This is a genomic window from Luteirhabdus pelagi (assembly GCF_016827595.1).
In the GTDB taxonomy this organism is placed as follows: Bacteria; Bacteroidota; Bacteroidia; order Flavobacteriales; family Flavobacteriaceae; genus Luteirhabdus; species Luteirhabdus pelagi.
In genome coordinates this window covers 80,543-91,622 of the sequence record NZ_JAECMS010000004.1, presented here as the reverse complement: position 1 = coordinate 91,622, position 11,080 = coordinate 80,543, and the positions used below count along the sequence as shown (strand labels likewise).

At 40.8% G+C, this 11,080-nt stretch carries 14 protein-coding genes; all 14 read right to left on the bottom strand.

The genetic code is table 11. The annotated features are described in order from the left end of the window. Positions 1-19: 19 nt before the first annotated feature. Positions 20-784 carry a class I SAM-dependent methyltransferase gene (locus I4Q58_RS11345; protein WP_203295999.1) on the bottom strand — a complete coding sequence of 255 codons (765 nt, stop codon included), beginning with the start codon at positions 782-784 and terminating at the stop codon, positions 20-22. A 66-nt stretch (positions 785-850) separates the two neighbouring features. Then, positions 851-1,669 (bottom strand): type I methionyl aminopeptidase, encoded by an 819-nt coding sequence (gene map / locus I4Q58_RS11340; protein WP_203295998.1) that lies wholly within the window; start codon positions 1,667-1,669, stop codon positions 851-853. Between the two features lie 9 nt (positions 1,670-1,678). After that, complete coding sequence (locus tag I4Q58_RS11335; RefSeq protein ID WP_203295997.1) at positions 1,679-2,077, bottom strand: BT0820 family HAD-type phosphatase; 399 nt, start codon at positions 2,075-2,077, stop codon at positions 1,679-1,681. Positions 2,078-2,128: 51 nt separating this feature from the next. Beyond that, positions 2,129-2,746 (bottom strand): thioredoxin family protein, encoded by a 618-nt coding sequence (locus I4Q58_RS11330; protein ID WP_203295996.1) that lies wholly within the window; start codon positions 2,744-2,746, stop codon positions 2,129-2,131. An 11-nt stretch (positions 2,747-2,757) separates the two neighbouring features. Then, positions 2,758-4,272 (bottom strand): 2,3-bisphosphoglycerate-independent phosphoglycerate mutase, encoded by a 1,515-nt coding sequence (gene gpmI / locus I4Q58_RS11325; RefSeq protein WP_203295995.1) that lies wholly within the window; start codon positions 4,270-4,272, stop codon positions 2,758-2,760. Positions 4,273-4,344: 72 nt separating this feature from the next. After that, positions 4,345-4,911: a hypothetical protein gene (locus tag I4Q58_RS11320; RefSeq protein WP_203295994.1), complete on the bottom strand. Its 567-nt coding sequence runs from the start codon at positions 4,909-4,911 to the stop codon at positions 4,345-4,347. A 37-nt stretch (positions 4,912-4,948) separates the two neighbouring features. Next, complete coding sequence (locus I4Q58_RS11315) at positions 4,949-5,452, bottom strand: hypothetical protein (RefSeq protein ID WP_203295993.1); 504 nt, start codon at positions 5,450-5,452, stop codon at positions 4,949-4,951. 185 nt (positions 5,453-5,637) lie between these two features. Continuing rightward, positions 5,638-7,017, bottom strand: coding sequence for an NAD-dependent succinate-semialdehyde dehydrogenase (locus tag I4Q58_RS11310; protein WP_203295992.1), 1,380 nt, complete (start codon positions 7,015-7,017; stop codon positions 5,638-5,640). Between the two features lie 19 nt (positions 7,018-7,036). Beyond that, positions 7,037-8,158 (bottom strand): alkene reductase, encoded by a 1,122-nt coding sequence (locus tag I4Q58_RS11305; protein WP_203295991.1) that lies wholly within the window; start codon positions 8,156-8,158, stop codon positions 7,037-7,039. 167 nt (positions 8,159-8,325) lie between these two features. Then, positions 8,326-9,450, bottom strand: coding sequence for a serine hydrolase domain-containing protein (locus I4Q58_RS11300; RefSeq protein ID WP_203295990.1), 1,125 nt, complete (start codon positions 9,448-9,450; stop codon positions 8,326-8,328). A gap of 54 nt (positions 9,451-9,504) precedes the next feature. Then, entirely contained in the window at positions 9,505-9,777 is a 273-nt protein-coding gene (locus I4Q58_RS11295; protein ID WP_203295989.1) for a cyclic nucleotide-binding domain-containing protein, read from the bottom strand. Between the two features lie 23 nt (positions 9,778-9,800). Continuing rightward, positions 9,801-10,085 carry a cyclic nucleotide-binding domain-containing protein gene (locus tag I4Q58_RS11290; RefSeq protein ID WP_203295988.1) on the bottom strand — a complete coding sequence of 95 codons (285 nt, stop codon included), beginning with the start codon at positions 10,083-10,085 and terminating at the stop codon, positions 9,801-9,803. A 46-nt stretch (positions 10,086-10,131) separates the two neighbouring features. Continuing rightward, entirely contained in the window at positions 10,132-10,467 is a 336-nt protein-coding gene (locus tag I4Q58_RS11285; RefSeq protein ID WP_203295987.1) for a hypothetical protein, read from the bottom strand. Positions 10,468-10,495: 28 nt separating this feature from the next. After that, positions 10,496-11,071: a Pycsar system effector family protein gene (locus I4Q58_RS11280; RefSeq protein WP_203295986.1), complete on the bottom strand. Its 576-nt coding sequence runs from the start codon at positions 11,069-11,071 to the stop codon at positions 10,496-10,498. Between the last annotated feature and the right edge of the window lie 9 nt (positions 11,072-11,080).

The window sequence follows — 11,080 nt, the reverse complement described above, 5'->3', positions numbered from 1 at the left end:
TGATGGACAAAGAAACAATTTATTTTTTACAAACGGGGAGTAATTCACCTTTTGCCAACCGATATCGGTCAATTTCCCCCTTTGAAAACTGCGATGTGTAATCTATTGCGTTCGCGGTAAAACCTACAGTTCCTAAAATATCGAAATAATCCTTTCCATATACGCGAACATGATCGTATTGCCCGAAAATTTTTGCCCGTTCCTTCGGGTCTGTAATTGTTGGGTCCTCAAAAGTCTTCTCACGGTCGTTCTCAAGGGGAACCTGTAAGATCGCAGTGCCGCCAGGTTTGAGAATGCGGTACAGTTCCCGCATTGCTTGTCGGTCGTCTGGAATATGCTCTAGCACATGATTACAAATAATAAAGTCGTAGCTGTTCTCTTTAAATGGAAGATTGCAGATATCGGCTTTTACATCGGCAATTGGAGAGTTAAGGTCGGTGGTTGTATAGTCTAGGTTCTTCAGTTGTTGAAACCGTTTTAAAAAAGCTTGTTCAGGTGCAAAGTGCAACACCTTCAACGATGCGGTGAAGAAATCGGTTTCGTTCTTGAGATAGAGCCAGCACAGTCGGTGCCTTTCAAGTGATAATGTTCCAGGAGCCAAAACATTTTCGCGTACCCGCTCATAACCATAGGGTAAGAATTTGCGATAAGACTTTCCGTCTATCGGATCGGTATAACGATTTCCTCTTAGAAAAAAAGCCACGAACGGACGTGCCACGTAACTCAATCGAATGAGCATAGGTCTGGGAAATAGATTAAGAATGTTTCTGAAAAGTGCACTCATGCTTCAAAAATCGTATCGAAAGGCTTTCCTAGAACTCATGCGGTAATTGAAATAGCTAAGATTCTTTTAGGATGCCGTTACAGGCTTCCGAAATTCATCTTCTTCAGTGCTTTTTATGCCTAATGCTTCATAAATATAGTCGAAAGTTGAAAGCAGCTGCGGCTTACCATCGACGATGGCAACATCGTGTTCGAAATGTACACTTGGCTGTCGATCTCTCGTTAGGATGGTCCAACCATCGGCTAATTGCTGAATGCGCTTTGTACCAAGATTAATCATCGGTTCGATGGCAACGGTCATGCCTTCCACGAATTTTTTTCCACGTCCGCGTTTACCGTAGTTCGGCATTTCAGGGTCTTCATGCATCGTTCGTCCAATTCCGTGTCCGACCAATTCACGTACCACGCCATAGCCATGTTTTTCGCAATGTTGCTGAATAGCATATCCAACATCACCCACTCGATTATTCACCTTGAATTCACGTATTCCGAGGTATAATGCTTCTTTTGTGACCTTCAATAATTTCTTAATTTCTGGAGCGACTTCACCTACTTCAAACGTATAGGCGTGGTCTCCGTAAAACCCATCTTTCACCGCTCCACAATCGATGGAAATGATATCCCCTTCTTCATAGGGTTTATCGTTGGGGATACCATGAACCACTTGCTCGTTGGGGCTCATGCATAAAGAATTTGGAAAATCATACAGTCCTAAAAAGCCCGGTTCTGCACCGTGATCGCGAATGAATTCCTCCGCCATTTTATCTAATTTCAAAGAGGTAGCGCCGGGTTTCACTTCACTAGCAAGCATTCCCAGCGTTTTTGAGACGATCTGGGCGGCATTGCGCATCAATTCTATTTCTTCAGCAGATTTTGGTATTATCATGATGTTGTTTTAAAAAGAGAGCCACCGCTTCTTCGATTTCTTTTGTGGTTGCTTTTTTTCTTCGCCAATTAAGAGGTGGTGAATTTCACCCCATCCCATTAAGCCTCCAATATTACGGTCGTCTATAAATAGATCCGCCTGAATTTTCCGGCTGTATTTTGGGTCAAATTCTTCTTCAGGGAAACTCTTGTTTACCGCATAAAACTTAATGCCTTGCTCTTCACAGAAAGCGACCGCTTCTTTCAAATGCCTACCACTGCGGTACGTCCACAGAATTAATCGATGTCCATTATCCCGCAATTTCTGTAGGGTTTCAACAGCAAAAAGTTTTGGCTTACCAATATTGGGATACTCGTCCTCCACTATGGTACCATCAAAATCGACCGCAATTGTGAGCAAATCTTTCATCTTATTCTTAAAAAATCAAAAGCAAGCGCAAAAGTACGAATATACAATGAGTTATTCCTCGTAGGGGTCTTTATATTCCGCTCCGCTAAGAATGGCATAAATGTCTTCTTCCAAAGTGTTTTGTGCATACTCTACAAAACGATCCATTTCTTCTCCATTCTTACTAAAAATAATGGTAGGGACGTAAGCGATATTGTATTCCTCTTCAATATTGGAGGGTGTCGTCTTCATGTCATCAACTGCATAGACCGTAAACTTGTCGTAATCGAAATCGGCTGCATCCAAAATTTTGTATAGATGTGGGATTTCACGCTGACTGTCGCTACACCAGGTTCCCATAAATACGGTAATGGAAACATCTTGTAACAAGGGTTCAATTTTGTTTACCATAGAACTGTCTACGGGTTGAACGTCGTAGGTACTCGTGAACCATCCAGAAAACGGTTCTTGTTGTAATCCGTTTCGGTTTATGCGTCCCAACATAATCGTATCGTATTCTTCATTTGGAACGATTTCGTTTAAGGGGTCGGCCATAGCAGCTTTTGCGTCGCTACCGCCCATGGCGTTGGTGCTATCGACTGCCGTTCCCTCCGAACCGTCGGTAGCTTTTTTTTGATTGTTACAGGCCCAAATGGAAAGGACTGCACATAAAACAATGGCGTATTTCATAAAATCTCGGGTTATATAAGTGAATGTTGTGTCATTTCTTCGGGCTGGTCGATGTCCATTAAATGAAGAATCGTAGGGGCAATATCGCCTAGAATTCCATTTTTAACCGATTTGACGTTGCCATCGACAACAATCAACGGCACGGGATTCGTGGTATGCGCCGTATTGGGAGACCCATCTTCGTTTCGCATTTTCTCACAATTACCATGATCGGCCAGTACAAGAACGGCATAATCGTTTTCCATGGCAGTATCGACAATTTGTTTTGTGCACATATCAACCGTTTCACAGGCTTTTATAGCAGCTTCAAAGACCCCAGTATGTCCAACCATGTCTGGGTTCGCAAAATTTAGGCAAATAAAATTGGCTGATTTTTGTTTTAGTTCAGGAACGATTTTGTCCCGAACTTCATAAGCACTCATTTCTGGCTGAAGGTCGTAGGTAGCTACTTTGGGTGAAGGGCATAAAATTCGGTGTTCGCCTTCAAAAGGTTTTTCTCTTCCTCCATTGAAGAAGAATGTAACATGCGGATATTTTTCAGTTTCGGCAATGCGAATTTGGGTTTTTCCATGTTGTGAAAGTACTTCGCCCAATGTATTCTTTAAATGTTCTTTTTTAAATAGAACATCGATACCCTTAAAAGTGTCATCGTAGTTGGTCATCGTTACATAGTGAAGCGGTAAGCGCTTCATGCCGTATTTTGAAAAATCTTTCTGGCTTAGCACTTGCGTTAATTGTCGTCCTCTATCAGTCCGAAAATTAAAGAAAACAACCACATCTTCGCTGTCAATGGTAGCGATAGGCTTCCCGTTCTTGGTGTGCACAATGGGTTTTATAAACTCGTCGGTAACGTCATTTTCGTAGCTTTTTTCTACTGCGGAAGTGATATCTTCAGCATCTTTTCCCTTTCCGTGGACCAATAATTCATAGGCCTCTCGAACGCGTTCCCACCTTTGGTCACGGTCCATGGCGTAATACCGCCCAATAACCGTTGCGATTTCTCCAGTCGTTTTGTCCAGGTGCTGTTGAAGGTTTTGTATATGGCCAAGTCCCGATTTTGGATCGACATCCCTTCCGTCGGTAAATGCATGTACGTAAACGTTTTCAAGTCCTGCTACTGAAGCAGCCGTAAGCAAACCTTTAAGATGGTCGATATGGGAATGTACGCCACCATCGGAAACCAAGCCGATAAAATGAAGTTTCTTTCCTTCTTTTTTGGCTTCTGAAAAGGCCTTTTGTAGCACTTCGTTTTTTTGAAGCGTGCCATCTTCAACAGCCTTATCGATTTTCGCTAAGTCCTGATATACGATTCTGCCCGCACCAAGATTCATGTGTCCTACTTCACTGTTTCCCATCTGTCCTTTTGGTAAGCCGACGTTTTCACCGTGAGTGAGTAATTGGGTATTAGGAAAACGATTATATAACGAATCGATATAAGGAGTGTTTGCTGCTGCTATCGCCGAGTTTTCGGGGTTTTCAGGAATTCCCCAGCCATCGAGAATAAGAAGCATTACGTTTTTGCTCATGATAACTAATTATGATTGCAAAGGTAGGCATTTACGAGGGAAAGCATATGAATGCTAATAGCTGAAAATGATCTACTTCTCCTCCGAATTCAAGAGCGATAGCGTCTTGTCGTACTGTTTTAGTAAATCTTCTTCCTTAATTACCACATCGGTCATCGATATAGATAGAAAGCGAAAGATCTTTTCAATCGATTCCTTGCTCTCGTCAAAGTCCATGGTAATAAGTCCCTGTAACATCAACATTCCGAATTCGTTATAGGAGTCTTGATGGGTGTAGGTGGTATTTAATGCTTGAATTTTATCGATAGATAGTTCGTTGATGATTCCTGTTTGAATACCGGTTTCAAAGGCACTACGAGGAAGTGTCATAGTATTGGTGCCTCTAAAAAACCCAGGGCCACTTATCGGCTTTGGGTGTTGAAGGTAATACCGAACACTGTCGCGTACCATACGGTGGTAATCTACTACCTGTTCTAACCGATTTTTGTTTGATGTCAATTCTGCTGAAATATTCTTGACAAGAGCATTTCGTTTTTCATTAGTTTGTTTTTCTGAAGAACAATCGGTAACTAGAAAACCCAAATAAACCCCTATCATAACAGGAATGATTTGTAATAGAAGTGATCCAAGGTGCTTCATAGAAGCAAGATATTCAAAATTTGGAAGTTACGGAAACTCATATTAAAACTGTTTCAGAATAGTAGCGTTTTAAAAAGGAGGTGATTCCAAAAATGAGAAACAAGCACGATACCGATGCTAGTACGGCGCGAATGGCATCGTAGATGAAGAAGCGGTCTAAATAGCCTTGAATTTCTTCGATAGGACGAACGCTAATATCCTTTGCGCCCAATTCACCCAAAATTGGATATATCAATAAAAAGGTGCCTAATCCTATTAAAAAATAGCATAGGAAATGAATCAGTAAAAGATTGCGAGCATTGCGATAGCGCCAAACAAGAATAATTGTAACAAGAAAGACGGGAATTGTAATCTGTCCCATCAACTGGAAAAAAGTGCCGGGATTTGCCTTGGAATAAAATAGATTTGTTGCTTCCAAGGAATAGGGAAGGTTTGAAATCCAGTTTGGGTATTGCGTGATAATAGTGAAAAGCATACCTCCAAAAAAGAAAAATGCCAGGGTGGCATATAGCCACAAGAAGAAAAGTCGAATTTCTTTCATATAGACATGTTTAAAACGTAATGTATTTCTAGTATCTTAGGATGATACATTAATGCACATTAGGGGAGAGTACTGCCAGTGCAAATGCTTTTAAAGATACTTCAAAAAATTGATATTCAGCAGGGTGCCATAAAAAAAACGAACCTAATTAGGTTCGTTTTTAAATTTCGGATGATAGTTTACAGTTAACTATCCATAATCATTACCGACTTCGCATTTACAAACTCTTTTACGCCAAAGCCACCATGCTCTCTGCCGTATCCGGAATCCTTTACACCACCAAAAGGCATATTCGGTTGTGCCAATCCAAAACCGTTTATAAATACCATTCCGGTGTCAAAATGTTTTTGGGCCAATTCCTTTGCTTTTTCGATATTCTTACTAAAAATTGCACCTCCTAATCCAAAGCGACTATCATTAGCGATGCGCATAGCATCTTCGGTATCTTTCGCACGAATCAAGGATGCTACTGGTCCAAAAAGCTCATCGTCGTAAGCCGGTTGCCCGGGCTCGACGTTTTCCAATACGGTAGCGGGATAATAGAAACCTTTTCGCTCCGGTATTTTACCACCACAAAGAATTTTCGCTCCTTTATCCACGCTTTTTTCGACCTGTTCATGGAGGGTTTTACGAAGGTCTTCCCTTGCCATAGGTCCCATTCTGGAATCTGAATCGGTCGGGTCACCATGATTTACGCCTTGCATCCGTTTTACGAAACCTTCCTTAAAATCATCATAGACTTCATCGACCACAATAAACCGCTTGGCAGCTACGCACGTTTCACCATTGTTATACACACGACCTACCACACATTGTTTAATTGCCTTGTCCATATCGGCATCATCTAATACGATGTAGGCGTCGTTACTTCCGAGCTCTAATACGGTTTTCTTCAGCTTTTCACCCGCAACCTTTCCGATATGCGTGCCAGCACCCGCGCTTCCTGTAAGGGTTACGCCACGTACAAGATCATTTTCGATAACGGCATCACTTTGGTCATGATCGATTAATAGAACCGTGAACAGGTGCTCTGGTAGTCCAGCTTCCGTGAATAATTTTTCTAAGAATAATCCTGTACCTGTTACACTTTCAGCATGTTTCAGCAATACGCCATTTCCTGCCATCAAATTTGCAATAGCATAGCGAATTACCTGATATACTGGAAAATTCCATGGCTGAATACCATAAATAACACCAATGGGAGAATAGGTAATGATTCCTTTTCCACCATCCGGCAGCTCGCGCTCTTCATCCTTTAACTCTTCAGGACCAGTTTCTGCGGTATGGTCGCAAATTCCTGCGCAAAGTTCCACTTCTTGACCACTTTGCTTCAGCAATTTTCCCATTTCGGTGGTCATCAATTCAGACAGTTCGTCTTTATTATCGCGTAGGGCTTTTCCGATGGCCTTAATTTTTTCAGCTCGCTCTTTGGCAGGAGTATGTCTCCATTTCAAAAAGGCTTCATGACAGCGTTGTATGGCATCTGAAGCCTGCTTGCTGGTCATTTGGGGATATTCTTTTATAGGGTCACCCGTAGAAGGGTTAATTGTTTTCATCATTTTCATAGTCAATTGTATTTAAAAGTTATTGGGAAACAGGAAATTCAGATTCTCTAGCGTTTGCAGGATAATCTAAATAACCTTTCTTCCCTTGTGTATAAAATGTGTCTTTGTCCCAATCGGTAAGCGGTACTTTTTTAGCAAAGCGTTCTACAAGATCGGGGTTGCTAACATATGGTTTTCCGAAAGCTACCATGTCGGCTTCACCTCTTTCAATAACGGCATTACCGCGTTCTTGGTTGAAATTTGTGTTGATCATTAAAATACCTTCGTAAATAGGTCGGTAGCGTTTTGCGATTTCCGTTTCGGCGAAGGGAACATCGCTTACATCGTTAAACGGTTCGCTAAGGTGAAGGTATGCTAGTTTGTATTCATTTAATTTTTTAATGATATAGTCGAAGGTTGGGATGGTTTCTTCATCCATCGTCATTCCAAAGATTCCGTGAAGCGATGGGTTCAGTCGAAGTCCGATTCTGTTTTCGGGCATTACTTCTTTGATGGCATTGATTACCTCAAAAAGGAATCGCGCTCGATTTTCAATACTACCACCGTATCTATCCGTTCGGTCATTAGAAGTTCTATTGAAAAATTGGTGAAATAAGTAACCGTTACTGCTGTGTATTTCAACACCGTCGAAACCTGCTTCCATCGCATTCTTTGCTGCATTCTGGAAATCCTTTACGGTCTGATCGATATCTTCCTGTGTCATTTCCTTGGGCGTAACCGTTTCCTTGAAACCTTCTGGGGTAAACGATTTACTTTCTGGATTGACTGCTGAGGGAGCGTGTGGTAGTTCGCCATTATGGAAGTCGGGATGAGACATTCGACCGACGTGCCAGAGTTGAATAAAGATGCGACCTCCAGAGTTGTGAACAGCTTCTGTTACTTTTTTCCAGCCCTCAACCTGTGCCTTTGAATGAATTCCAGGTGTATGTATGTAGCCAACAGCACGTTTGGAAACCTGAGAGCCTTCCGTAAGTATGAGTCCTGCGGAAGCACGTTGTTTATAATAGATAGCATGTAATCCTTCTGTGGGAGCTTTTTCTGGATTATCGGCGCGACTTCTGGTCATCGGAGCCATTACTATCCGGTTGGGTAGTTCTAAATCACCCATTTTTATGGGTTGAAGCAGGGGTTGGTCTTTCATTGAATTTTTTAATAAAAATACAACCGAACCCTTGTCTTTACACGCTTAGGGTGTGAAGCTTTTGGTAAAGTTTTGTGAAAGTATTCAAATGAAGGCGTGCTTTATAAGTAAGTACTGTCAAAAGCCTATTAGAGCCACTTGCAAGTTAAAAATGTAACTGTGAAGGTTTAGTGCTTTATTATTCGTTGAATGTTTAGAATAAAGTCGGAAAAGCTGAATGGAATTTCGGTTTGATTGAGCGATAGAATTATGGTAATTTCCTCTTTTGGATTATAAAACATGCCACTTCCCCAAAAACCTAGATGTCCATAATAAGTATTTCCTTCAAAATTGAAAATGTCGATTCCGTATCCATAATGTTCACCCTCAATCATTACGTTTAAGGTTGCTTCATTCGTGAACAATTGATTATCGAAAAGCGCTTGGATAAACGTCTTCAAATCTTCCGTATTCGATACTAGACCGCCTCCGGCCCAATCGAATGAGGTGTTGATATATTCGGTAACGTCCAACCCACCGAGGTAGGCATGCGCTTGTTCAATTCCTGTCGTTTTTTCTTCATAATACTCAAAGTACGTATTCGATAATGCGAGTGGTTCGATGATTCGTTTCCTATAATTTTCAGCTAGGGATTTGCCGCTGATTTTTTCAATACAAAGGCCTAATAAAAAGTAACCAACATCGGAATAAGCATAAGAAGTGCCCGGTTCGAATTTTGCGAGATCGTTGACATGGAATTCATAATATAATTCGAACAACTTTTCTGCGGACCATTGTTTCTGGGGATTGTTCATGACATGTGCATCAAACTTAGATCTTGCATCCTCGAAGATATCGGCTAAACCAGAGGTGTGCGATAGTAACTGTTTTATGGTGATTTGTTTACCAAACGATTTACCACCAAAGCGATGAAGGCTATCAAATTTGATAACGTTATGGTCCTTTAGGTAATGAAAGGCAGGTTTCTTAAGATCGATTAAACCTTCTTCAACCATTTGAAGAATAACGACCGCCGTAAACGTTTTTGTGATACTGGCGGTTTTGAACAGGTGCTCTTTTGAAGCTTGCACCTCCAAATCTATGGCAATACGTCCGAACCCTCGGTGATAAAGAAATTCAGCCACTTCGTTTTCCACATAGCATAGAATATTGACGACCGGTTGGGTCTCATTATCGCTGAGGGAACGAGTGAATAGGCTATCTAACTGTTCTGTTTTTTGCTGACGACTATTTTGGGAAAATAGGATTGATGTAAAAGCTAAAAATAGGAGGGATGCAATATTACTTTTCATTGTAAAACGATTTATATCGCAAAAGTATAGCAGCGATGATGATTGATTTTTGACCTAGATCAATTCCGAATGTTTTTTCCGTATCCTGCTCAATCGTTCCTTGCTAATTCCTAAATAAGAAGCGACATACTGCAAGGGGATACTACGCACTTCATCAGGTTGAATGGTAAGCAATTTTAGATAGCGGGTTTCGGCTGTTTCTACCCGAAAATCAATCGATCGAAGCACCAAAGTTTCGATATAAGTATTGTACATATATAATAAGAAGTCGTGGTAAACACCTTCTTTTTTGGCTACTTGTTCAAATTGGTCTTTGTACACCTTCACCACCGTACCTTTGGAAAGTGCCTCTATCGTATCTTTGCTCGGTTCATTGTTATAAAAGGAATACGGACAGGTGTCATATCGCCTTTAAAGGTAAAGCCAATCGTTACTTCCTTCTCATCTATATAGCGAAAGGTCCTGAAGCTGCCTGAAAGAATGTAAAAGAAAAAATGGCAGCGACCTCCTTCCGAAAGCAAAAGGTCTCCAGGATCGACCTGCTGTGTTCTTCCCTCTTCTATTAATTTAACAATCAAACTGTGGAACTTGGTATTTCCACCATCATAAAATTGATTATTCGGATTTATATACATAGTCCTTATTTGAGCATTCAATTAGCACAAAATTCAGCAAATAATTCTAATAAAGAATATTGTCTAAAATTCGGGCAATATTGCGCTCTTTCAACGACAATAACTTGTCGGAACGGAATACGGCGTACACTTCATTTTTTAACTGACTAAGCTCCGATTCGGAATACTCATGGTTTTCGATGGCGGTTTCAATTTTCTCGAGGCAAGCTTCTTCATCGTCTTGACAGAAATCGCGATATACCTTATCGAATGTTTTAGGATCGAATTTCGACTTTATCAAATCGATTTCTTCTTCTTTTTCAATAGCGTCGGCTTTCGCACAAAGCAACAAGATATAGGCTTTCAACTCAGTCTTTGTCCATTTCGATTCATCAGTTTTCATAGGAATTAATTTTCAGGTTATAATTCAATTAAAGCGTCATCAATACATAATAAATAACGATTATTAATAGGAGTAGAAGACCGATGGCAAGCAAGCGAATGGCGCGTTTCACATTTCTGAATTTCCAAGCGGCTATTTTTGAAATGATAAAAATCTGTTCGCCCAATTGGGAAAACAGTTCGGTTTCATCTAAACTGACCCTATGAAAGGTCTTGGAAAACTGTTTGATATCCCCAAATTTTGAAATCACATCCCCGAAAAAGAACATGTTCTTATCGTATTTTCCTTCAATCTTCGGCATAAAGCATCGTACACAATAAAAAATGGAAACAGCGGTACATAAAAACCAAAGTCCGATGAGCACATATAGAACTATGGTATTGGCACTACTTTGCCCAACTGAACCCATTCCTTGATAAATGAAATTTAGGAGAATACCATAAAACGAGAGGATAAGTCCTGCCTTTAGTTCAGAGGCTTTTATCAGGTTGGTAACATGGTTCATACTTCCCCAATAGTGATCTACAAGTTCTTCGGTATGGGAAGGCGCCGCATTTTCGGTAAGGACTTTTTCAGTTTCTTTTTCAGGGTGGTTGGATTCCATATGCTACGT